This window comes from Chelativorans sp. (assembly GCF_031180965.1).
Taxonomy (GTDB): Bacteria; Pseudomonadota; Alphaproteobacteria; order Rhizobiales; family Rhizobiaceae; genus Chelativorans.
Genome location: NZ_JAPSLH010000033.1, coordinates 1 through 20,184, shown reverse-complemented (window position 1 = coordinate 20,184; position 20,184 = coordinate 1). Strand labels below are relative to the sequence as shown.

Below are 20,184 nucleotides of genomic sequence, written 5' to 3'. Positions count from 1 at the left end.
GCCCGTCCGGAGCTACCTTGACGGCAAAATGAAAAAAAGGACCTGCGGCGGCAAAAAAGGGGCAGGTCAGCATGACCGAGCCGCAGCCACGGCCTCGAGCTTCACCGCTCAGAAGCTGTCAGCGCGGCGCCAGTCGCTCCGGCGGAATGGGGACCGTCATCTCTACTCGGTTCGGCTCGACGAACGTGGCGAGCGCCCACATGGCTGCGTAGGCGAGGCCCACGAGGATCGCGATTGTCGTCAAAAGCCGAAAGAGCGTCGGCATCAAGCCACCAGCCGGATTGAAGTGCGCCGCTTATGTCGCGCCGCATCCGGCAATGCAAGCTGGCCCGCTTTCGTTCCAGCCGCTTGACGCGTCTGGCTTTTCGTGTCGAAACCTGTCGCATGATGTCGGTCGACAAGATCACCAACACTTCGACGTCCCAGGCTCTGGTGGAGCGGCTTGGGCGGCGCAGCATCGTCTTTGTCGGCCTGATGGGTGCCGGAAAGACGGTGATCGGCCGCAAGGTGGCGGCGATGCTCGGCCTGCGCTTCGCCGACAGCGATCACGAGATCGAGGCGGCCTCGCGCATGACCATTCCCGAGCTCTTCGCCAGCTATGGCGAGGACGAGTTCCGCGCCCTGGAATGCCGTGTCATCGCACGCCTTTTGAAGGAGGGGCCACAGGTGCTGTCCACCGGCGGCGGCGCCTTCATGAGCGAGGCGACCCGCGAGGCGATCGCGTGGCACGGCATCTCCGTCTGGCTCAAGGCGGATTTGGATACGCTGATGCACCGGGTATCGAAGCGCCAGAACCGCCCGCTCCTCAATACGGACGATCCGCGCGCGGTGATGCGCCGGCTGATGGACCTGCGTTATCCCGTCTACGGCGGAGCGGACATCACGGTGCGCACGCGGGACGAGCCGAAGGAGGTGATCGCCGGGGAGGTGGTCGAGGCCCTCTCCTCCTTCCTTAGGAAAGGCGCGTGATGCAGGCATCCCATGAACGCAGCGCGCGGAGCGTCCGCGTCGGCCTTGGCGATCGCGCCTACGAAATCCTGATCGGCTCAGGCCTTCTGGCCCGCGCCGGCGAGGAGATCGCCGCCCGGCTTCCGGGCAGCCGGGCCGCCGTCGTCACGGACGAGAATGTCGCCGCGGCGCACCTGCAGGCATTCGAGGCAAGCCTTGGCGTCGCCGGCATCGAGAGCGTCTCAATCCGGCTCGAGCCGGGCGAGCGCAGCAAGAGCTTTGCCGCCCTGCAGGAGACCGTCGACGCCATTCTCGCGGCGAGGCTCGAGAGGCGGGACGCGGTGGTCGCTCTCGGCGGCGGCGTGGTCGGCGACCTTGCCGGCTTTGCCGCCGGGGTCGTCCGTCGCGGCATGAACTTGGTGCAGGTGCCTACCTCCCTCCTCGCCCAGGTGGACTCCTCGGTGGGAGGGAAGACCGGGATCAACACGGAACGGGGCAAAAACCTGGTCGGCGTGTTCTATCAACCGAAGCTGGTGCTGGCCGACACGGACGCGCTCGACACATTGCCGCCGCGCGAGTTTCGCGCCGGCTATGCGGAAGTGGTCAAATACGGCCTCATCGACCGGCCACACTTTTTTGCATGGCTGGAGGAGAATTGGCGCGAGGTGTTTTCGGGCGGCGCGGCGCGGATCGAGGCGATCGCCGAATGCTGCCGCGCCAAGGCGGAGGTGGTGGAGCGTGACGAGCACGAGACAGGCGAACGCGCGCTGCTCAATCTGGGCCACACCTTTGGCCATGCGCTGGAGGCGGCTACCGGCTATGACAGCGCGCGGCTCGTCCACGGCGAGGCGGTCGCCGTCGGCATGGTCCTGGCGCACAGGTTTTCCGCGCGCATGAATCTCGCCAGCCCCGACGATGCCGGACGCGTCGAGGCGCATCTGCGCGAGGTGGGCCTACCGACGAGACCGGACCAGATTCCCGGAGGACTCCCTGGGGCGGAAAAGCTTCTCTCCTATATCGCCCAGGACAAGAAGGTCTCGCGGGGCGCGCTCACTTTCATCCTGACGCACGGTATTGGCCGATCCTTCATCGCCAGGGACGTGCCGGCCTCGGAAGTGCTCGCTTTCCTGCAACAGGAGGTTGAGGCGAGATGACAACGGAGATTCTGGTCACCGGCGGCATCATCCTCTGCCTGATCGTCCTCTCCTTCCTGTTCTCCGGCACCGAGACGGGGATGACCGCGGTTTCGCGGGCGAGGCTGCACACCCTCCAGCGAAGCGGCGAGAAGCGCGCCGCCCTTGTGCAGAATCTGATCACGCGGCGCGATCGTCTGGTCGGCGCGCTGCTGATCGGCAACAATCTCGTCAACATCCTTGCTTCCGCGCTCGCCACCAGCCTCCTCCTGACGATCTTCGGCGAAGCCGGCGTGATCTACGCCACCATCGCCATGACTGTGACGCTGGTGATCTTCTCGGAGATCCTGCCGAAGTCCTGGGCGCTCGCGCGGCCGGAGCAGTTCGCCCTCTTCGTCTCCCCCTTCGCGCGGTTCGCGGTGCTCGTGTTCGGGCCTCTCTCCTCTGCGGCCAATGCGATTGTGCGCGTGCTCCTTGCCATTTTCGGCATCAATCTGTCGCGGGACGCGCCGCTCCTGTCCGCCCATGAGGAACTGCGTGGCACCGTCGAGGTGCTGCATCGGGAAGGCGCCGTTATCAAGCAGGACCGCGACCGGGTCGGCGGACTGCTCGACCTGCACGAGCTCGAAGTCTCCGACATCATGATCCACCGCACCAATATGCGCTCGGTCAATGCGGACGACCCTGCGGAAACGGTGGTGAGCGAGATCCTGCGCAGCCCCTATACGCGCATCCCGATCTGGAAGGGCACGATCGAGAACATTGTCGGCGTGGTGCATATGAAGGACCTGCTGCGCGCGCTGCACGAAGTCGACAACGACCCGGCCCGCATCGACATCATGAAGATCGCCACAAAACCGTGGTTCGTGCCGGACACGACGAGCCTGCAGGACCAGCTCAACGCCTTCCTGCGGCGCAAGGCGCACATCGCCATCGTGGTGGACGAATATGGCGAGGTGGAGGGGCTGGTCACGCTGGAAGACATCATCGAGGAGATCGTCGGCGATATCTCCGACGAGCATGACGTGGAGGTGCAGGGGGTCAAACAGGAGGCGGACGGGTCCGTGGTGGTCGAGGGTTCCGTGCCGATCCGCGACCTGAACCGGGTGCTCGACTGGGACCTGCCGGACGACGAGGCGACCACCATAGCCGGCCTCGTCATCCACGAGACGCAGACGATTCCGGAGGAGAAGCAGGCCTTCACCTTCTTCGGCAAGCGCTTCATCGTCATGAAGCGCGAGAAGAACCGCATCACCCGCTTGCGCATCCGCCCGGCCGTCGAAGAGAAGCCGATGGTTGCGAAGGAGGGATAGGGTTCCCGGAGGTCTAGAGAGAACTGACCTCGCAGCCATGTGACCATGGCATTTGACCATGGTCACATCATAACCTATCTTGCAGAGAGGAGCAGCCATGGTCACCCACGTCTCGAAATCGCAGTTCAAGGCGAAAGCGCTTGAATATTTTCGCCAGGTAGAGGCAAGCGGAGAGCCGCTGATAGTGACGGACCACGGAAAGCCCACGCTCGAAATTCGCCCTGTTTCGGAAAAACCAAAGCACGACCCGTTCGAGCTTCTAAAGGGTTCGATTCTCCGGTACGAGCGCCCGTTCCACCCTGCCATTGATGAGGATGCGTGGGATGCTCTCAAGTGATTGTCATCGACACGCACGTCCTGCTTTGGTGGTTCGGCGGTGAAACGCAGAAGCTAAGCGCAAAAGCTAGGAAAGTGCTCGAGGCGGAGCGAAACGGAGGATCGATATTCGTCTCGTCGATTTCCGCGTGGGAAATTGCCACCCTTGCTGCCCACGGGCGGGTTACCTTCGCGACGGATGTGTCAACTTGGCTGAGGACCGCTTGTCTTCTAGAAGCCTTGACCTTCGTTCCTATCGACAATGAAATCGCAGTCCTGAGCACCCAGTTGGGCCCCGACTTTCACAAAGATCCCGCCGACAGGTTTATAGTCGCCACAAGCCAAAAGCTTGCCGCACCACTCGTCACGGCCGACAGCAAGATCCGGTCGTATCCCAGCCTCCGGACGATCTGGTAAACCTCACCACCGAGTCCTCTCGCCGGGCGCTGCCGGCTCGATCGCCAGTGCGTGCACGCCGCCCTTGAGTTCCTCCGTCAGCGCCTGATTGATGGCACGGTGGCGTTCCACGCGGCTGAGGCCCGAAAAGGCCTGCGACACGATACGCACGCGGAAATGCGTCTCGCCAGTACCGTCGAATTGTTCGTGGTGGCCGCCCGCCGTATGGTGATGGCCGGCATGGAGATGGCTCTCGTTGATGACCTCGAGCCGCTCGGGCGAGAAGGCCTGCCTGAGCCTCAATTCGATTGCGGATTTGATGGACAAGCACCCCTCCTGACACCATATAGGGGAAGCTCCCCGTCATGATCCAAGTCATGGCCTAGGTCCATCGCCAGCGAAATGTCAATTCTTGTTTCGCATGGGCGAAAGGCCATAATCTCTGCTGATTTGCTGTGTTCAGGACAGGCATGAAACTGAACTCGAAATATTTCGAGAAGATCCGCATCCGCCCCGACCGCCAGGCCGACGCCAAGACGGAGGCGCCGCGTTGCCAGTGGGACGGCTGCGGCGAGCCAGGCCTGCATCGCGCCCCGGTTGGGCGCCACAAGGAGGGCGAGTATTTCCGTTTCTGCTTCGAGCATGTGCGCGAATACAACAAGAATTACAACTACTTCTCTGGGCTGAAGGACACCGAGATCGCGCGCTTTCAGAAGGAGGCCCTGACCGGCCATCGCCCTACCTGGAAGATCGGATCGAGCGGCACGGGTCAGGCGGCGGCCGATTTTGCCCCTTATCGTTCGGGCCACGCCGCCTATTACCGCCGTCTCGGCGACCCGTTCAATCTCTTCGGCGGCGCCGAGGCGCGCGCCCGCGCGCCGGTAGAAAAGCGGCTGAAGCCCCTTGAGGCCAAGGCGTTGGAAACCCTTGGCCTGGCCGCAAATGCGACTGGCGCGGATATAAAGGCGCGCTATAAAACGCTGGTGAAGCGCCACCATCCGGATGCGAATGGCGGCGACAGGGGCTCCGAGGCTCGCCTGCGCGACGTCCTTCAGGCCTACCGGCTCCTCAAGCAGGCGGGTTTCTGTTAGCCCGGGTCTCTGCTAAGAGCCCACCGTTACGATGACGAGCGGCGCGGTCCCCGCGCGCGCTGGAGGTATGATGAACAAGATCGATCGCGATATCGCCAACCTGCCCGACACCACGGTCTCGGTGCGGGAGACTTTTGGGTTTGACGCCGACATGGTGGTGCCTGCCTATTCGGTGTCCGACCCGCACGTGCCCGATATCGATCCCGATTACATTTTCGACCGCCAGACCACGCTCGCGATCCTCGCAGGCTTTGCCTATAACCGGCGCGTGATGGTCTCGGGCTATCACGGCACCGGCAAGTCGACCCATATCGAGCAGGTGGCGGCGCGGCTCAACTGGCCCTGCGTGCGCATCAATCTCGACAGTCATGTGAGCCGGATCGACCTGGTCGGCAAGGACGCCATCGTCGTGAAGGAAGGCAAGCAGGTCACCGAGTTCCGCGATGGGATCCTGCCCTGGGCATATCAACACAATGTCGCGCTCGTCTTCGACGAATACGACGCGGGCCGTCCCGACGTCATGTTCGTCATCCAGCGCGTGCTTGAATCCTCGGGCCGCCTGACCCTGCTCGACCAGAGCCGGGTTATCCGGCCGCATCCCGCCTTCCGCATCTTCGCCACGGCCAACACCGTGGGTCTCGGCGACACGACCGGCCTTTACCACGGCACGCAGCAGATCAACCAGGCGCAGATGGACCGCTGGTCGATCGTCACGACGCTCAACTATCTGCCGCATGATGAGGAAGTCGCGATTGTCCAGGCCAAGGCCAAGCATTACCAGAACGAGAAGGGCCGCGAGATCGTCGGCCGCATGGTGCGCGTGGCGGATATGACGCGCTCAGCCTTCATGAATGGCGACCTGTCCACGGTGATGAGCCCCCGCACGGTGATCATGTGGGCGGAGAATGCCGAGATCTTCGGCGATGTGGGCTTTGCCTTCCGGCTCACCTTCCTCAACAAGTGTGACGAGTTGGAGCGCACGATGGTGGCCGAGTTCTACCAGCGGGCCTTCGGGGAAGAACTGCCGGAATCGGCGGCCAATGTGGTGCTGAGCTGAGGGGTATAAGGAGATGCAGTACCACGGCAGTTGTCATTGCGGGCAGGTGTCTTTCAACGTCGATATAGACCTTTCCAGCCCGATCACCTGCAATTGCTCCTATTGCTCGCGCCGTGGCAACATCCTCGCCTTCACACCGGCTGAAAAATTCCAGCTGGAGAAGGGGGAGGACAAGCTGACCGAGTACCGCTTCAATACCGGGAAGATCGAGCACCTTTTCTGCTCAGTTTGCGGCATGGAATCCTTCTCGCGCGGGTCCCTGCCGGATGGCACGAAGATGGTGGCGATCAATGTCCGCTGCCTCGAGGGCGTCGATCTCGACAGTTTGCAACCGAAGCAATTCGATGGCCGTTCGCGTTAGGGGCCAGGATCTAAAAAGTCGTTCTCGTGAGCCAGACGAACCGCAAGCCCGGACAGCCGCAGGAAGCGCCGCTTGACCCCTTCAAGCGCGCGGTGACCGGCTGTGTGCGCGCGATCGCCGGCGACAACGAGGTGGAGGTGTCCTTCTCGAAGGACAAGCCGGCGCTGACCGGTAAGCGCGTCCGCCTGCCGGATCTCCCCAAAAAGGCTTCCGCCGAAGCGCTGCGCATTACCCGCGGACTGGGCGATTCGATGGCCTTGCGCCATGCCTGCCACGACGCGCGCGTGCACAATAGGCTTGCGCCGCAGGGGAAGCAGGCCCGTGCCATCTTCGATGCCGTCGAGCAGGCGCGGGTGGAGGCTATCGGCGCGCGCTCCATGAAGGGCGTCTCGGACAATCTGGCCGCCATGCTGGAAGACAAGTTCGCGCGCGCCAATCTGGCCGATGTGCGCGACCGGGCCGACGCGCCCCTGGAGGAGGCGGTCGCGCTGATGGTGCGCGAGAAGCTGACCGGCCGCGCCGCGCCGAAGAGCGGCCAGCGGATGGTCGACCTATGGCGCGACTGGATCGAGGAGAAGGCGGGTACCGATATCGACGCCTTGCTGCCCCGCATCAACGATCAGGACGCTTTCGCTCGCGCCGTGCGCGATCTCCTTGGCTCCATGGACATGGGCGAGGATCTCGCCGAGGACACCGAGCCCGAGGACAGCGACGAGGAGAACGATCAGCCGCAGGGCGAGGATTCCTCGGAAGAAGGCGGCGAGGACCAGTCCGAGGGCGAGCGGGCGCAGGCCGAGGAGGCCGACGCTTCCAGCGACGACAATGAGGCCGGCGAGAGCGAAGCCGCCGCCACGACGGCCGAGGACACGACGGAACAGGAAGACATCGACGCCGAGACTCCCGGCGAGGCGCGTCGGCCTGAAAGCCCCTTCGACCAGGCCGCCAATGCCATAGACTACCGTGTCTTCACCACCGAGTTCGACGAGGTGGTTGGGGCGGAGGACCTTTGCGACGACGAGGAGCTGGACCGGCTGCGCGCCTTCCTCGACAAGCAGCTTGCCAATCTGCAGGGGGTCGTCGGCCGCCTCGCCAATCGGCTGCAGCGACGCCTGATGGCGCAGCAGAACCGCTCCTGGGATTTCGACCTCGAGGAGGGCGTGTTGGACACCGCCCGCCTCCCCCGCCTCGTCATCGATCCGATGCAGCCGCTCTCCTTCAAGCAGGAGCGCGACACGAATTTCCGCGACACGGTGGTGACACTGCTAATCGACAATTCCGGCTCGATGCGCGGCCGCCCGATATCCGTCGCGGCTACCTGCGCCGATATCCTTGCACGCACGCTGGAGCGCTGCGGCGTTCGCGTGGAGATCCTGGGCTTCACGACCCGCGCCTGGAAGGGCGGCCAGGCACGCGAGAAGTGGCTGAAGGAAGGCAAGCCCGCCAATCCCGGCCGGCTCAATGACTTGCGCCACATCGTCTACAAGTCGGCGGATGCCCCCTGGCGCCGCGCTCGGCGCAATCTCGGCCTGATGATGCGCGAGGGGCTCCTGAAGGAGAATATCGACGGCGAGGCCCTGCTCTGGGCGCATCAGCGCCTCGTCGCCCGGCCCGAGCAGCGCAAGATCCTGATGATGATCTCGGACGGGGCGCCGGTCGACGACTCCACCCTGTCCGTCAACCCCGGCAACTATCTGGAGCGCCATTTGCGCGGCATCATCGAACTCGTCGAGACGCGCTCGCCGGTCGAGCTTCTCGCCATCGGCATTGGCCATGACGTGACGCGCTACTATCGCCGCGCCGTGACGATCGTCGACGCGGAGGAGCTTGCGGGTGCGATGACCGAGCAGCTCGCCTCGCTCTTCGAGGAGGAAGGGCTCCGGCGTGCTGGCCGGGCCGCGGGGCGCATGCGCCGTGGGGGCTGACCTAGCGCGGGCGCGCGTGCTCGTCCGCCTTGGCCTCATCCTCCTGACCGTTGGCTTGGCTTTCCTGCCGCAGGCGACAGCCCGTGACGCTCCGCTGCAGAATCTCTCCATCGACACGCGGCCCATCGCCAATTTCCGCATCGGCTCGAGTGAGAAGCGCTTCGGCCCCCTGGAATTCATCGGCGGGCTGGAGATGGTTTCGCGCGGGCGTGATTTCGGTGCCCTTTCCTCCTTTCGCTTCCTCACGTCCGACGGGCAATTCATCGGCGTCGCCGATACCGGCTTCTGGTTCTTCGGCAGGATTTCCCATGACGAGGATGGCCGTCCCTCAGGCGTTGCCGATTTCAAGATGAGCCCCATCCTCGACGGCGTGGGCAATACCGGCGAGAAATGGACCACGGATGCCGAGGCCATCGCCGTGCGCGGCGATCTCGTCGCCGTCGGCTTTGAGCGGCGGCATCGGATCGCCGAGTTTCGCCTGGAGCCGAATCAGATGGGCGCGCCGACGGGCAACCGTGACTTTCTCGTGCCTGCCCGTGAGCTGCGCACCAATCGCGGTTTCGAGACGATAGCCTTTGCGCCGGAAGACAGTCCGCTCGCCGGCGCCCTGGTGGCGGTGGCCGAGCGCAGCATCGACGAGAAGGGCGACGTCTTTGCCGCGGTGCTAGACGGGCCGCTGAAGGGCATCTTCACCGTCGCCCGCCGCGACGAGTTCGACATCACGGACGGCGCCTTCCTGCCCGATGGTGACCTGCTTCTCCTGGAACGCAGCTTTTCCATGTCGAGCGGGGTCGCGATGCGGCTGCGCCGCATCACGGCCGAGACCATCCGCCCCGACGGGGTGGCCGACGGCCCGGTGCTTTTTGCGGCCGATATGAGCTACCAGATCGACAATATGGAAGCCTTGGACGTCTGGCAGCGTCCCGACGGCGCGACCATGGTGTCGCTCATGTCCGACGACAACCATTCCATCCTGCAGCGGAACCTCTACCTGGAATTTCGCCTGGTGGAGGAGTGAACGCCCCCACCCTCCCCCTTGCGGGGAGGGTGGACCGGCACAGCCGGTGGGGGGTCGAAAGGCAGCGCTCCGTTACCCTAAGGCCGCCCAGCCTCCGCCGGCCTGAGGAAGGAGAGCAGCGCGCCATATGGGGCAAGCATGGCGAAGCCCATGAGAAGCTTCACGCAGAAGTCGCCGACGGCGAGCGATACCCAGAGCGGCACTTCGGAGCCGAAGCCCAGGAAAGGCATCGCGAAAGGAAGCGAACCATCCTCAAGCCCAAGGCCCGTGTCCAGGAAGGCGAAGGCGGCCGCGAAGGCGATCGTGAAGAACAGCACCGTATCGAGCACGGAGCCGAGCAGGGTCGAAAAGAGCGGCGGCCGCCACCAGGCTTGCCGGCGCAGGCGGTCGAACACGGCCACATCCAGCAGCTGCGCTGCCAGGAACGCAGTGCCCGAGGCGATTGCGATCCGCGGCGTTGCGAGCCAGACCGAAAGCACCACGGCGAAGACGAAGCCCACCAGCACCACGCGGCGCGCAATGGCCGGCCCGAAGCGGCGATTGGTGAGATCGGTTATGAGGAAGGCGGCCGGATAGGTGAAGGCGCCCCAGGTGAGGATCTCGCCGAGGCCCCAATGGTCCAAGGGGAACTGGACCAGGATATTGGATGCGATCACCGTGGCCGCCATTGCGGCCACGAAAGGCCAGACCGGAATGATGCGCGTCATTTTTTTATCCTGGGTGATGGAACCAGCGGGGGCGGGCAAAGCCGCCCCGAGGGCAAAAGGCTTACGCCTCGCTCTGTTCGGCGACCTTCTTGGCGATCTGCTTCTTCAAGAGGCGCGCGCGCTGCGAAAGCTCGTTGGACTTGGCCTTCAGCAGGAAGGCGTCGAGCCCGCCGCGATGCTCCACGGAGCGGAGCGCATTGGCCGATACACGCAGGCGGTAATTCTGGCCGAGGGCCTCGGACATCAGCGTGACGTCGCAGAGATTGGGGAGGAAGCGGCGCCGGGTCTTGTTGTTGGCGTGGCTCACATTGTTGCCGCTCATAACGGCCTTGCCGGTCAGTTCGCAAGCGCGGGACATTTTTTCTACCTTATCTTTCGGGCCATGGCCGATTACCGCACCATTGCTGCGGCGCGCGGACAGTTTGGCGGCCTCGTGGGAATTTGCCGTTCCCATAAAGGCAATCGCTTGCAAGGTCAAGCTTTGCCTCCCGGAGAGCCGGAAAGCCGCCGCTTCACATATTCGCCCCAATGCCGGCGTTGCCTGAACGAGGAGGGGAACGGTCTGAAGCTGAGGAGAATTTCGTGACCACTTTCCCCCGACGCGTCCTCCTCGCCGCAATACTGGCCCTATCCTCGGCACATGCCGCCGCGGCGGAAACCTATCGCGCCCGCTACGACGCTTCCCTCCTCGGCCTCCCTGTGGGGCGCGCCTTCTTCGAGACCCGCTTCGACGGGCAAGCCTTCGCTATTGCCGCCAGTTTCGCGAGCGCCGGCATCGCCCGCATTTTCGAGCGCACCGACGGCACGGTCGAGGTGAGCGGGACGATGGGAGAGGAGATGAGCCGGCCGGAGCTCTATGCACTCGAATACTCAGAGGGAAAGAAGCGCCAGGCGACGACCATCCGCTTTCGCGATGGCACCGTGACGGAGACCAGGAACGAGCCGCCACCGAAGAAGCGCGGGGAAGACTGGGTGCCCCTGGCGCCAGAGCATCTTACCGGCGTCGCCGACCCCATTTCCGCCTTGCTCCTGCCGGTCTCGACCGACGCGGAGGTCTGCAACCGCACGGTCCGCATTTATGACGGGGAAATCCGTGCCGATATCGTGCTTCAGCCTGCCCCGGAGGAAAGCTTCCGCAGCGCCGCCGTCACCTGCCGCGCCCGCTTCGTCCCCGTCTCCGGCTATCGCAAGACGCGATCCTCGATCATCTTCCTGCGCGACCGGGCACGCATCTTTGTTGGCTTTGCGCCGGTTGCCGGCCGCAATCTCTATTCGCCCGTCGAGGCTACCATTGCCACCAAGGTCGGAACGGTGCACATCAGGGCGCGTCCAATGTGAGTCCGGCGGAGGGAGAGGATGGCGCGCGCCACATTGATCGGCTTTTCGGCTGTTGCCATGTGGGCGCTTCTGGCGCTCATGACCGCCGCGTCGGGACAGGTGCCGCCTTTCCAGCTCTCCGCCATCACCTTCGCCATCGGCACGGGAGTTGGCCTCGCCGCGCAGGCTGTTTCGCCTGCATTCCGCAAGAGCGAAAAGGTCCCGCCCGTCGTTTGGCTGATCGGCGTCGGCGGATTGTTCGGCTACCACTTCCTCTACTTCACCGCCCTGCGCAACGCCCCGGCCGTGGAGGCGAGCCTCATCGCCTATCTGTGGCCGCTGCTGATCGTGCTCGGCTCCGCGCTGATGCCGGGCGAGCGCCTCGGCTGGCATCATATCGCGGGGGCGTGCTTGGGCCTCCTCGGCACCTTCCTCATTATCACCAAGGGCGGCAGCTTCACCTTGGAGGGCCGCTATGCGCTGGGCTATGCGGCGGCAGGCGCCTGCGCGCTCTTCTGGTCCGGCTATTCGCTGCTCTCGCGCCGCTTCCAGGCCGTGCCCACCAGCACCGTCACGTGGTTCTGTGGCGCAACGGCGATCCTCTCCGCCCTCTGCCACCTGCTCCTGGAGCAGACCGTCTGGCCGGCCAACGGCGGCGAATGGCTCGCCGTGCTTGGCCTCGGCCTGCTGCCGGTCGGAGCTGCCTTCTACGCCTGGGACTACGGCGTGAAGCACGGAAACATCCAGGTGCTGGGCGCGGCGAGCTATGCTGCGCCGCTTCTGTCCACGCTGATCCTGATCGCGGCGGGCGGGGCGGAGCCGACGGCGACGACGCTCGCCGCCTGCCTTCTGATCACAGGCGGCGCGGCGCTCGCCGCCAAGAACATGATCTTTCGCCGTAATGCGGCAACCGCCGCGGACGCACGGGAGGACGGGGCAGCGGCATAGGCTGGATTCCTCTGCCGTCCTTTGCCTTAGAAAACGTCCTTCCGCTTGCGGATTTCGGCGAACACCTCCGCGTCGGACGCATTCTCCATGCCGAGATTGCGGCGGATCACCGGATCGTGCCAGCGCAGGAACGGGTTCGTCGCGAGCTCCTCGCCGATGGTGGTCGGCAGGGTGGGCTTTCCCTCGCGCCGCAAGGCCTCGATCTTCCGCGCCCGTTCCTTCAGCGCCGAATTCGTCGGATCGACCGAGAGCGCGAAGCGCGCATTGGACTCGGTGTATTCGTGCCCGCAATAGATTCTCGTTTCGAGCGGGAGCTCGGTCAGCTTGCGCAGGGATTCATACATCACCGGCGGCTTGGCTTCGAAAAGCCGCCCGCAGCCGAGCGCGAACAGCGTGTCGGCGGTAAAGGCGACCCCTGCATCAGCGAAATAATAGCTGACATGGCCGGCCGTATGCCCCGGCGTTTCGATGACCCGCGCCTCCTGCCGGCCGACGCGGACGACGTCGCCTTCCCTCACCTGCCGGTCGATCCCCGGGATCTTTTCGGCCTCCTTTGCCGGCCCGACGATGGTGAGCCCGAACCGTTCCTTCAGCGCCAGATTGGCTTCCACATGGTCGGCGTGGTGATGGGTGATGAGGAGGAGCGAGGGCTTCCATCCGGTACGCTCGATCGCCTCGAGGATAGGCCGCTCCTCCGGCGCGTCGATGAGCGCAGCGATGCCGCTCTCGGTATCGCGGGCAAGCACGCCGAAATTGTCACTGCGGCACATGAACTGTTCGATTTCGAGCGTCATCGTCACCTCCATTTTGAGCCAGACATAGAGTTTCACCTGCTCTTTGTCATCCGCGCGAAAGGAGTTCCTTGCGGGGACCCGGCGCGATGCTTACCCTCTCACCATGAATACCGATATCGTCGACCTGAGGACCTTTTACGCGACGCTGCTCGGCAAGCTCGCAGAGCGCTCGATCGCAACGGCCCTATCGTCGATCTGGATCAAGCTGCCGGACGAGCGGCTCGTCGGGCTCGGCTATGCCGTTCCCTGGCTGGACCGTTTCGGCGCCGACGCGGAACGGGTATTCGCCTTCATGCCGGCCCGCCAGGGCGCTGTCCGCTGGCCAACCGGGCGGCCTTCGGCCACGGTGCTGGTCTTCGAGGAAGAATTGCCGCTCGCCGATTCCGCCATCGACCGGGTGCTTGTCGTGCATGCGCTGGAGCATGCGGAAAACCCTCGCCAGATGCTGCTCGAACTTTGGCGGGTGCTGGCGCCGGGCGGGCGTATCGTCCTCGTCGTCCCCAACAGGCGGGGGATCTGGGCGCGTTTCGAGCACACGCCTTTTGGAACGGGCCGTCCCTATTCGCGCTCTCAACTGGTGGAGCTGCTGCGCGAGACGAATTTCACGCCCGGCGCCTGGGCCGACACGCTGCATTTCCCGCCGGCGCGGCGGCGCTGGGTCATGCGGCTGCACCAGGTGCTCGAGCGCGCCGGCCAGCGCTTCTGGCCGCTTTTTGCGGGCGTCCTGGTGGTGGAAGCGGAAAAACGGCTCTACCAGGGCGTCCCAGCGAAGGCGCGGCGGGCCAAGCGCGTTCTGGTCCCCGTGCTGAGCCCGCAAGGTGCGACGCGGATCGGCGGGAGCGCTGCGGCCAATATGAGCAGAGACGGAGGGTAGCATGTGGCGCGACCGGCGGATTCTTGATCTTTTCGGGATCGAGTTGCCCATCCTCCTGGCGCCAATGGCGGGCTGTGGCGGTTCGGACCTTGCGATTGCGGTCGCCGAGGCGGGAGGACTGGGCTCCCTCCCCTGCGCGATGTTGTCGCCGGACCAGATCCGCGCTGAGCTGGGCATCATCCGCCAGCGGACCGACGGTCCCGTCAATCTCAACTTCTTCTGCCACCGGCAGCCTGATCCCGACCCTGCCCGTGAGGCACAGTGGCGCAGGCGGCTGGCACATTACTATGCCGAATTCGGCCTCGATCCCGATGCCGTGCCGCCGGGCCCCGGCCGCAACCCGTTCAACGAGGAATCCTGCGCTATCGTCGAGGAGTACCGCCCCGAAGTGGTGAGTTTCCATTTCGGTCTTCCGGACGAGCCGCTGCTTGAACGGGTGCGCGGCACCGGCGCGAAGATCATCGCTTCCGCCACAACAGTGGCCGAGGCGCGCTGGCTCGAGGAGCACGGCTGCGACGTCGTCATCGCCCAGGGAGCGGAAGCCGGCGGGCACCGGGGCATTTTCCTTGAGGACGATATTTCAACTCAGCCCGGCACCGTGGCGCTCGTGCCGCAGGTGGTGGATGCGGTCTCGATACCCGTGATCGCGACCGGCGGCATCTCCGATGCGCGCGGCGTGGCGGCGGCCTCCATGCTGGGTGCATCCGCGGTCCAGGTCGGCACGGCCTATCTGCAATCGCCGGAAGCCCTGAGCAGCCCGATCCATCGCGAGGCGCTTGCCAAAGCGCGCGACGACCGCACCGCGCTCACCAACCTTTTCACCGGCCGGCCGGCGCGCGGCCTATTGAACCGATTGATGCGCGAAGTGGGCCCGATCAGCGCCGATGCCCCGGCCTTTCCGCTCGCGACCGCCGCCCTGGCCCCGCTCCGCAAAGCGGCCGAAAGCGCCGGCTCCGGCGATTTCTCGCCGCTCTGGGCCGGGCAGGCGGCGGCGCTGGCAAGGCCCATGCCCGCAGGCGAACTGACGCGCAGGCTTGCCGAGGAGGCGCGGGGGCTTTTGTCCGGGAGCGCTATCGCCTGAGCAGGTGTCCCTAGCCGCCCTCGCGGACTATAGATCCCCGCCGATCTTGTTCAGGTCGTAAGCCGTGGTCTGGTAGACCTGATTGATCCAGTTGCCGAAAAGCAGGTGAGCGTGCGAGCGCCAGCGGTTGAGCGGCGGGCGCGCCGGATCGTCCTCAGGATAATATTCGTGCGGGATATCGACCGGCACGCCTGCGGCTACATCACGGTCATACTCTTCCTTAAGCGATGTGGAGTCGTATTCGATGTGGTTGAGCATGTAGAGCCGATTGCCGATCTTTTCGGCGAGGAGACAGGGGCCAGTCGTCTCCGAGTCCATGAGGATCTCCAAGCCCGAGCCGGGCGGGATGTCATTGTCGCGCACCTCGGTCCAGCGCGAGACGGGAATGGCGAAATCGTCCGAAAAGCCGGCGAGATATGGCGAGGCGGGGGCATTGTTGCGGTGGCGGAAGACACCGAAAGCCTTCTTCTGCAGCCGGTGTTTGGGGATTCGGTGGAAATGCCAGAGGGCGGCCATCGCGCCCCAGCAGATGAAGAAGGGGGAGTGAACGTTCGATCTCGTCCAATCGAGGATGCGCGTCAGTTCCTCCCAATAGGTGACCTCCTCATAGGGTAGAAGCTCCACCGGCGCACCGGTGATGATGAAGCCGTCGAACTTGCGGTCAGCCACCTCCTCCCAGGTCTGGTAGAAGGTGATGAGATGATCCTCGGGCGTATTCTTGGCCCTGTGATTGCCGACGCGCACCAGCGTCAGCTCCACCTGAAGGGGCGTCGCGCCGATCAGCCGGGCGAATTGCGTCTCCGTGCGGATCTTGTTGGGCATGAGGTTCAGCAGCCCGATCTGCAGCGGCCGGATGTCCTGACGCAATGCCGTCCGCTCGTCCATGACGGACACGCCCTCGCGCACGAGCACGTCGCGGGCGGGGAGCTGGTCGGGAATCTTGATCGGCATTGCACAAGGCTCCAAAACAAAAAGACCGGCGGCGAAAATCGCGGCCGGTCCCAACGGGACTTCACTCATCGGCCATTTTAGCGACTTGTTTTACGTGGCTGCAAGCCGACCGGCCAAATCACCACGGACTGCGCGTATTTAAGACCGGCAACCCTTTGCGTCAATGGAGTTGATGGGCTAAGCAGGCGCCTTCGATGAATGGAATGCCTGGATGACTTCGCCCGACCGCCCGCAGCCCAAACCCGGCGTCATGGATATCGCCGCCTATGTCCCCGGCCGCGAAAGCGCGCCCGGCGTGGCGAAGGTGTGGAAGCTTTCCTCCAACGAGACGCCGCTCGGCCCTTCGCCCGCGGCTCTGGAGGCGGTCAGGGAGGCAAGCTCCCATCTCGACCGGTACCCGGACGGTTCCGCCACCAAGCTGCGCGATGCGATCGCCGAGGCGCATGGTCTGAACCCCGCCAATATCCTTTGCTCCAACGGCTCCGACGAACTCCTCGGGCTTCTGTCCCAGACTTATCTGAAGCCGGGCGATGAAGGGATTTTCACCGAGCACGGGTTCCTCGTCTACAAGATCCAGATCCTCGCCGCCGGCGGGATTCCGGTCGTGGCGAAGGAGAAGGACGAGCGCGCGGACGTCGACGCCATGCTCGCGGCGGTGACCGAGCGCACGAAGATCGTCTTCCTTGCCAATCCAAACAACCCCACCGGCACCTACCTGCCGGTCGACGAGGTGAAGCGCCTGCGCGCCGGCCTGCCAAGGCACGTGCTGCTGGTGCTTGACGCCGCCTATGCCGAATATGTGCGCCGCAACGACTACGAGGCCGGTATCGAGCTTGTCTCCTCCAGCGACAATGTCGTGATGACGCGCACCTTCTCGAAGATCTATGGCCTGGCCGGCCTGCGTATCGGCTGGATGTATGCCCCCGCCCATGTGGTGGATGCGGTGAACCGTGTGCGCGGACCCTTCAACGTCAATGCGCTCGCCATCGAGGCGGGCGCGGCGGCCATCCGCGACAGGGCGCATGTGGAACGGGCCGTCGACTTCAACGAGACGTGGCGGGCATGGCTGGAAGAGGAACTCACCGGACTCGGCCTGCGGGTGACGCCGAGTATCGGCAATTTCCTGCTGATCCATTTTCCGGAGAACGGCGGGAAAACCGCAGCGGACGCTGACGCTTTCCTGACGGCGCGCGGCTATGTCCTGCGTGGGGTGAAGGGCTACGGCTTCCCGAACGCGCTCCGGCTCACCGTCGGGCCGGAGGAAGCCAATCGCGGCGTGGTCTCAGCACTCGCCGAATTCCTGGGCAGGTGAGACGTGGCCGATCCGCTCTTTGAACGCGTAGCCCTTATCGGCATCGGCCTGATCGGCTCGTCGATAGCGCGCGTCATCCGGCGCGAGGGACTGGCGAGGACCGTCGCCATCGCGACCCGGCGGCCCGAGACGCTGGCGCGAGCGCGCGAACTTCGCCTGGGCGATGACTATTTCAGCTCCGCCGCCGACGCGGTGACGGATGCCGATCTCGTCATCGTTTCCGTGCCGGTCGGCGCGTCGGGCAGCGTCGCGGCGGAGATCGCCGCCAGCCTGAAGCCGGGAGCGATCGTCACCGATGTCGGATCGACAAAGCAGTCGGTCATCCAGCAGATGGAGCCCGAGCTTCCAAAGACCGTGCATTTCATCCCCGGCCATCCCATTGCCGGCACGGAGCATTCAGGCCCGGATGCCGGCTTCGCCGAGCTCTTCGAGGGGCGCTGGTGCATCCTGACGCCGCTGCCCGGGACGGATCAGGAGGCGGTTGCCCGTCTTACCCGTTTTTGGGAACGCTGCGGCTCGCGCGTCGATACCATGGACCCCGAGCATCACGACATGGTGCTCGCCATCGTCTCGCATCTGCCGCACATCATCGCCTACAACATCGTCGGGACGGCGGATGATCTGGAGACGGTGACGAAGTCGGAAGTGATCAAATATTCAGCCTCCGGCTTCCGGGATTTCACGCGCCTTGCCGCCTCGGACCCGACCATGTGGCGCGATGTATGCCTGCACAACAAGGACGCAATCCTGGAAATGCTGGCGCGCTTTTCGGAGGACTTGTCGGCACTGCAGAGGGCGATCCGCTGGGGCGATGGCGAGAAGCTGTTCGACCTTTTCACCCGCACGCGCGCTGTGCGCCGCTCCATCATCGAGGCGGGCCAGGAGGTGGATGCGCCCGATTTCGGCCGTCAGGTGGTCGCGCACCCGCCGAAAGAAGACGCCTGAGGCCTTTCAGGCGCTCTATAATGCCGGGACAGCCCCGAGCGGGATAAAGCCGAGAAAAGCTTGGCCCTTGACGATCCGGATCTGGAGCGGCGCGTTGCCGAGGCCGCCGACGATGCCGGACACGCCCATAATCTGCTCGCGATTGTCGGGAAAGATCTGCGCCATGAGTTGCAGGACGGCGGCGGGGTCATCCACCTTCACGGAAAGTTCGGCATCGACGAGCCCGTTATCGTCCACGGCCACCGGGCCGGAGAGCGTGAGCGCCGCCTGCTCACCGACAACACCCACCACCATCTCCTCGATCCGGGCGGACTGGCCGCGCAGGCTTTCGGGCCTGCTGGCGATCAGCGCCACCCCGTCGAGAACCAGCACGCGCGCCCGGCCTTCCAGCGGAGGAAGATCCGGCGCGACCTCGTCGCCTATGCCAAGCCCGGCGAAGCTGAGCGCCGTCTCCAGGTCCGCCTCTAACCGGCGGGCATGGATCTGCAGGTCTTCGACCGTGGCGAGCGGCGCTTCCTCCTGCCCCTGTGCCGAAATCACGATCGCCTTCCCTTCGACGGACATGCGCTCCGGCAGCGGCCGGGCGAGCCGGGTGCTGGCGCGCAGGCTTTCCCACTGCGCCTGCAGCGGAACCGTGTGGGGAAGCATGAGCGAGGCCGGTCCGGAAAGCTCGCCGAGGATCCGGAAGGGCTGGTAGACATTGGCGGTCGAGCGCAGCTCGCCGGCGCGTACGGACACGCCCTCGCGGACATCCTCGTAGAAGACGCTCTTGCAGAACAACCCTATGCGGAACGGAAAGCCCCTCGCCTGCGGCTCCTCGCAGAACGCGCGCACGCCGCCGCCATTGACACTCGCCATTGCGGCGGCCGCGCGGTTCTCGAGCTCGCGGGCGAGATAGAACCAGGCGGCGCTATAGGCGCCGACAAGCAGGATTACCAGCACACCCAGCCACAGGATGCGGCGAAAGAAGCGCGAGCCTGCCCTTGACGCCATGCCATCCCTCCCGCTAGCGAATCAGCCCGCCCAAGGCCGGGCATCGGCACAAGTCAGGTGGAAATGGACAATTTTTGGGTCTTTGGCTACGGCTCCCTGATGTGGCGGCCCGGTTTCGCGCATGTGGAAACGCGCAAGGCGCGGCTCTTCGGCTACCGCCGCGCGCTGTGCATCCATTCCCATGTGCATCGCGGCACGCCCGACCGGCCCGGGCTCGTGCTGGGCCTCGACCGCGGCGGCTCGTGCCTGGGCCTTGCCTTCTCAGTTCCAGGCGAACTCGCGGAAGAGGTGATCGCCTATCTGCGCGAACGCGAGCTGGTGACGAATGTCTATCTCGAACGGCGCCTTCCGGTCCGCCTCGAAGGCGGGCCTGTGGTCGAGGCGCTGACCTATGTTGTCGACCGGACGCATGCGCAATATGCCGGCCGGCTGGATGTCGAGCATGCCGCCCAGAGGGTTTCCGGGGCGGTGGGCCGATCCGGCCGCAACGAGGACTATGTAATCAACACGGTCGCGCATCTGAAGGCGCTCGGCATTCGCGACCACTGGCTGGAAGCGGTCGCGGCAAGGCTCGCTGAACCCGCCGGCAGCCTATAGGGGCTGCTTTTCCCCGCCCGCGAGCTTTCCGTCGAGGCTTTCCGGCCGCCCGACGCCTTGTCTCAGCTGGTCTATCCTTGCAATGGCCGTCGGCGGCAGAGGCGGCGGGTT

The 20,184-nt window shown here is 64.9% G+C and carries 24 protein-coding genes and 1 riboswitch; of the genes, 17 read left to right on the top strand and 7 right to left on the bottom strand.

Annotation, left to right across the window (positions count from 1 at the left end; translation table 11 throughout):
- Positions 1–118: 118 nt before the first annotated feature.
- Positions 119–265: a histidine kinase gene (locus tag RIN79_RS18805; protein WP_309086227.1), complete on the bottom strand. Its 147-nt coding sequence runs from the start codon at positions 263–265 to the stop codon at positions 119–121.
- A 119-nt stretch (positions 266–384) separates the two neighbouring features.
- Between RIN79_RS18805 and RIN79_RS18800 the strand changes: the two genes are divergently transcribed.
- From RIN79_RS18800 to RIN79_RS18780, 5 genes are all read left to right on the top strand, one after another.
- Positions 385–969 carry a shikimate kinase gene (locus RIN79_RS18800; protein WP_375165979.1) on the top strand — a complete coding sequence of 195 codons (585 nt, stop codon included), beginning with the start codon at positions 385–387 and terminating at the stop codon, positions 967–969.
- Entirely contained in the window at positions 969–2,102 is a 1,134-nt protein-coding gene (gene aroB, locus RIN79_RS18795) for a 3-dehydroquinate synthase (protein WP_309086226.1), read from the top strand. The genes RIN79_RS18800 and aroB overlap by 1 nt, the downstream gene beginning before the upstream one ends.
- Positions 2,099–3,394, top strand: a complete 1,296-nt coding sequence (locus RIN79_RS18790) for an HlyC/CorC family transporter (protein WP_309086225.1) — start codon at positions 2,099–2,101, stop codon at positions 3,392–3,394. The genes aroB and RIN79_RS18790 overlap by 4 nt, the downstream gene beginning before the upstream one ends.
- Positions 3,395–3,491: 97 nt before the next feature.
- Complete coding sequence (locus tag RIN79_RS18785; RefSeq protein ID WP_309086224.1) at positions 3,492–3,731, top strand: type II toxin-antitoxin system Phd/YefM family antitoxin; 240 nt, start codon at positions 3,492–3,494, stop codon at positions 3,729–3,731.
- Positions 3,728–4,126: a type II toxin-antitoxin system VapC family toxin gene (locus RIN79_RS18780; RefSeq protein ID WP_309086222.1), complete on the top strand. Its 399-nt coding sequence runs from the start codon at positions 3,728–3,730 to the stop codon at positions 4,124–4,126. The genes RIN79_RS18785 and RIN79_RS18780 overlap by 4 nt, the downstream gene beginning before the upstream one ends.
- Positions 4,127–4,129: 3 nt before the next feature.
- Here the strand turns inward: RIN79_RS18780 and RIN79_RS18775 are convergent, their stop codons facing one another.
- Entirely contained in the window at positions 4,130–4,432 is a 303-nt protein-coding gene (locus tag RIN79_RS18775) for a BolA family protein (RefSeq protein ID WP_309086220.1), read from the bottom strand.
- A gap of 143 nt (positions 4,433–4,575) precedes the next feature.
- On the opposite strand from RIN79_RS18775, the gene RIN79_RS18770 reads away from it, so the two are divergent.
- The 5 genes from RIN79_RS18770 to RIN79_RS18750 all read left to right on the top strand — a co-directional run bounded on the left by RIN79_RS18770 (position 4,576) and on the right by RIN79_RS18750 (position 9,554).
- Entirely contained in the window at positions 4,576–5,196 is a 621-nt protein-coding gene (locus tag RIN79_RS18770) for a J domain-containing protein (protein WP_309086219.1), read from the top strand.
- Between the two features lie 70 nt (positions 5,197–5,266).
- Positions 5,267–6,253: a cobaltochelatase subunit CobS gene (gene cobS, locus RIN79_RS18765; protein ID WP_309086218.1), complete on the top strand. Its 987-nt coding sequence runs from the start codon at positions 5,267–5,269 to the stop codon at positions 6,251–6,253.
- Between the two features lie 13 nt (positions 6,254–6,266).
- Positions 6,267–6,614, top strand: coding sequence for a GFA family protein (locus tag RIN79_RS18760; protein WP_309086217.1), 348 nt, complete (start codon positions 6,267–6,269; stop codon positions 6,612–6,614).
- A 26-nt stretch (positions 6,615–6,640) separates the two neighbouring features.
- On the top strand, positions 6,641–8,536 hold the full coding sequence (cobT, locus tag RIN79_RS18755) for a cobaltochelatase subunit CobT (protein WP_309086216.1): 1,896 nt from the start codon (positions 6,641–6,643) through the stop codon (positions 8,534–8,536).
- The gene (locus tag RIN79_RS18750; protein ID WP_309086215.1) at positions 8,526–9,554 is read left to right on the top strand and encodes an esterase-like activity of phytase family protein; all 1,029 of its coding nucleotides are present in this window, start codon (positions 8,526–8,528) and stop codon (positions 9,552–9,554) included. Before cobT ends, RIN79_RS18750 begins: the two co-directional genes overlap by 11 nt.
- 77 nt (positions 9,555–9,631) lie before the next feature.
- Here RIN79_RS18750 and RIN79_RS18745 read toward each other — a convergent pair whose 3' ends face one another.
- The gene (locus RIN79_RS18745) at positions 9,632–10,300 is read right to left on the bottom strand and encodes a VUT family protein (protein ID WP_375165978.1); all 669 of its coding nucleotides are present in this window, start codon (positions 10,298–10,300) and stop codon (positions 9,632–9,634) included.
- Positions 10,301–10,322: 22 nt separating this feature from the next.
- A complete protein-coding gene (rpmB, locus tag RIN79_RS18740; protein WP_309086213.1) occupies positions 10,323–10,619 on the bottom strand; it encodes a 50S ribosomal protein L28 in 297 nt (98 codons plus the stop codon).
- 224 nt (positions 10,620–10,843) lie between these two features.
- On the opposite strand from rpmB, the gene RIN79_RS18735 reads away from it, so the two are divergent.
- Together RIN79_RS18735 and RIN79_RS18730 are read left to right on the top strand one after the other, a co-directional pair.
- Positions 10,844–11,599 (top strand): DUF3108 domain-containing protein, encoded by a 756-nt coding sequence (locus RIN79_RS18735; protein ID WP_309086212.1) that lies wholly within the window; start codon positions 10,844–10,846, stop codon positions 11,597–11,599.
- An 18-nt stretch (positions 11,600–11,617) separates the two neighbouring features.
- The gene (locus RIN79_RS18730; RefSeq protein WP_309086211.1) at positions 11,618–12,526 is read left to right on the top strand and encodes a DMT family transporter; all 909 of its coding nucleotides are present in this window, start codon (positions 11,618–11,620) and stop codon (positions 12,524–12,526) included.
- Positions 12,527–12,552: 26 nt separating this feature from the next.
- On the opposite strand, the gene gloB is transcribed toward RIN79_RS18730, so the two are convergent.
- Positions 12,553–13,320: a hydroxyacylglutathione hydrolase gene (gene gloB, locus RIN79_RS18725; protein WP_309086210.1), complete on the bottom strand. Its 768-nt coding sequence runs from the start codon at positions 13,318–13,320 to the stop codon at positions 12,553–12,555.
- Between the two features lie 103 nt (positions 13,321–13,423).
- Between gloB and RIN79_RS18720 the strand changes: the two genes are divergently transcribed.
- Together RIN79_RS18720 and RIN79_RS18715 are read left to right on the top strand one after the other, a co-directional pair.
- Positions 13,424–14,194 (top strand): class I SAM-dependent methyltransferase, encoded by a 771-nt coding sequence (locus RIN79_RS18720; RefSeq protein ID WP_309086209.1) that lies wholly within the window; start codon positions 13,424–13,426, stop codon positions 14,192–14,194.
- Position 14,195: 1 nt separating this feature from the next.
- Positions 14,196–15,275 carry a nitronate monooxygenase family protein gene (locus RIN79_RS18715; protein ID WP_309086208.1) on the top strand — a complete coding sequence of 360 codons (1,080 nt, stop codon included), beginning with the start codon at positions 14,196–14,198 and terminating at the stop codon, positions 15,273–15,275.
- Positions 15,276–15,302: 27 nt separating this feature from the next.
- Here the strand turns inward: RIN79_RS18715 and metA are convergent, their stop codons facing one another.
- A complete protein-coding gene (gene metA / locus RIN79_RS18710; protein WP_309086207.1) occupies positions 15,303–16,226 on the bottom strand; it encodes a homoserine O-succinyltransferase in 924 nt (307 codons plus the stop codon).
- A 56-nt stretch (positions 16,227–16,282) separates the two neighbouring features.
- A riboswitch (SAM riboswitch) is annotated at positions 16,283–16,361 on the bottom strand.
- A gap of 76 nt (positions 16,362–16,437) precedes the next feature.
- On the opposite strand from metA, the gene hisC reads away from it, so the two are divergent.
- Positions 16,438–17,538, top strand: coding sequence for a histidinol-phosphate transaminase (gene hisC, locus RIN79_RS18705; RefSeq protein ID WP_309086206.1), 1,101 nt, complete (start codon positions 16,438–16,440; stop codon positions 17,536–17,538).
- Between the two features lie 3 nt (positions 17,539–17,541).
- A complete protein-coding gene (locus RIN79_RS18700; RefSeq protein ID WP_309086205.1) occupies positions 17,542–18,483 on the top strand; it encodes a prephenate/arogenate dehydrogenase family protein in 942 nt (313 codons plus the stop codon).
- Between the two features lie 15 nt (positions 18,484–18,498).
- Here the strand turns inward: RIN79_RS18700 and RIN79_RS18695 are convergent, their stop codons facing one another.
- Positions 18,499–19,476: a DUF2125 domain-containing protein gene (locus tag RIN79_RS18695; RefSeq protein WP_309086204.1), complete on the bottom strand. Its 978-nt coding sequence runs from the start codon at positions 19,474–19,476 to the stop codon at positions 18,499–18,501.
- Between the two features lie 63 nt (positions 19,477–19,539).
- Here RIN79_RS18695 and RIN79_RS18690 point away from each other — a divergent pair, with 63 nt between their 5' ends.
- The gene (locus RIN79_RS18690) at positions 19,540–20,073 is read left to right on the top strand and encodes a gamma-glutamylcyclotransferase (RefSeq protein ID WP_309086203.1); all 534 of its coding nucleotides are present in this window, start codon (positions 19,540–19,542) and stop codon (positions 20,071–20,073) included.
- The last annotated feature ends 111 nt before the right edge of the window (positions 20,074–20,184 follow it).

What these genes read in the sequence shown, in the direction of transcription:
- aroB (WP_309086226.1), top strand. Translation starts at nt 969, where the DNA reads ATGCAGGCATCCCATGAACGCAGCGCGCGGAGCGTCCGCGTCGGCCTT.
- metA (WP_309086207.1), bottom strand. Translation starts at nt 16,226, where the DNA reads ATGCCGATCAAGATTCCCGACCAGCTCCCCGCCCGCGACGTGCTCGTG.
- gloB (WP_309086210.1), bottom strand. Translation starts at nt 13,320, where the DNA reads ATGACGCTCGAAATCGAACAGTTCATGTGCCGCAGTGACAATTTCGGC.
- RIN79_RS18690 (WP_309086203.1), top strand. Translation starts at nt 19,540, where the DNA reads ATGGACAATTTTTGGGTCTTTGGCTACGGCTCCCTGATGTGGCGGCCC.
- RIN79_RS18800 (WP_375165979.1), top strand. Translation starts at nt 385, where the DNA reads ATGATGTCGGTCGACAAGATCACCAACACTTCGACGTCCCAGGCTCTG.
- RIN79_RS18785 (WP_309086224.1), top strand. Translation starts at nt 3,492, where the DNA reads ATGGTCACCCACGTCTCGAAATCGCAGTTCAAGGCGAAAGCGCTTGAA.
- RIN79_RS18695 (WP_309086204.1), bottom strand. Translation starts at nt 19,476, where the DNA reads ATGGCGTCAAGGGCAGGCTCGCGCTTCTTTCGCCGCATCCTGTGGCTG.
- RIN79_RS18790 (WP_309086225.1), top strand. Translation starts at nt 2,099, where the DNA reads ATGACAACGGAGATTCTGGTCACCGGCGGCATCATCCTCTGCCTGATC.
- RIN79_RS18805 (WP_309086227.1), bottom strand. Translation starts at nt 265, where the DNA reads ATGCCGACGCTCTTTCGGCTTTTGACGACAATCGCGATCCTCGTGGGC.
- RIN79_RS18720 (WP_309086209.1), top strand. Translation starts at nt 13,424, where the DNA reads ATGAATACCGATATCGTCGACCTGAGGACCTTTTACGCGACGCTGCTC.
- hisC (WP_309086206.1), top strand. Translation starts at nt 16,438, where the DNA reads ATGACTTCGCCCGACCGCCCGCAGCCCAAACCCGGCGTCATGGATATC.
- RIN79_RS18760 (WP_309086217.1), top strand. Translation starts at nt 6,267, where the DNA reads ATGCAGTACCACGGCAGTTGTCATTGCGGGCAGGTGTCTTTCAACGTC.
- RIN79_RS18770 (WP_309086219.1), top strand. Translation starts at nt 4,576, where the DNA reads ATGAAACTGAACTCGAAATATTTCGAGAAGATCCGCATCCGCCCCGAC.
- RIN79_RS18715 (WP_309086208.1), top strand. Translation starts at nt 14,196, where the DNA reads ATGTGGCGCGACCGGCGGATTCTTGATCTTTTCGGGATCGAGTTGCCC.
- RIN79_RS18730 (WP_309086211.1), top strand. Translation starts at nt 11,618, where the DNA reads ATGGCGCGCGCCACATTGATCGGCTTTTCGGCTGTTGCCATGTGGGCG.
- cobS (WP_309086218.1), top strand. Translation starts at nt 5,267, where the DNA reads ATGAACAAGATCGATCGCGATATCGCCAACCTGCCCGACACCACGGTC.
- rpmB (WP_309086213.1), bottom strand. Translation starts at nt 10,619, where the DNA reads ATGTCCCGCGCTTGCGAACTGACCGGCAAGGCCGTTATGAGCGGCAAC.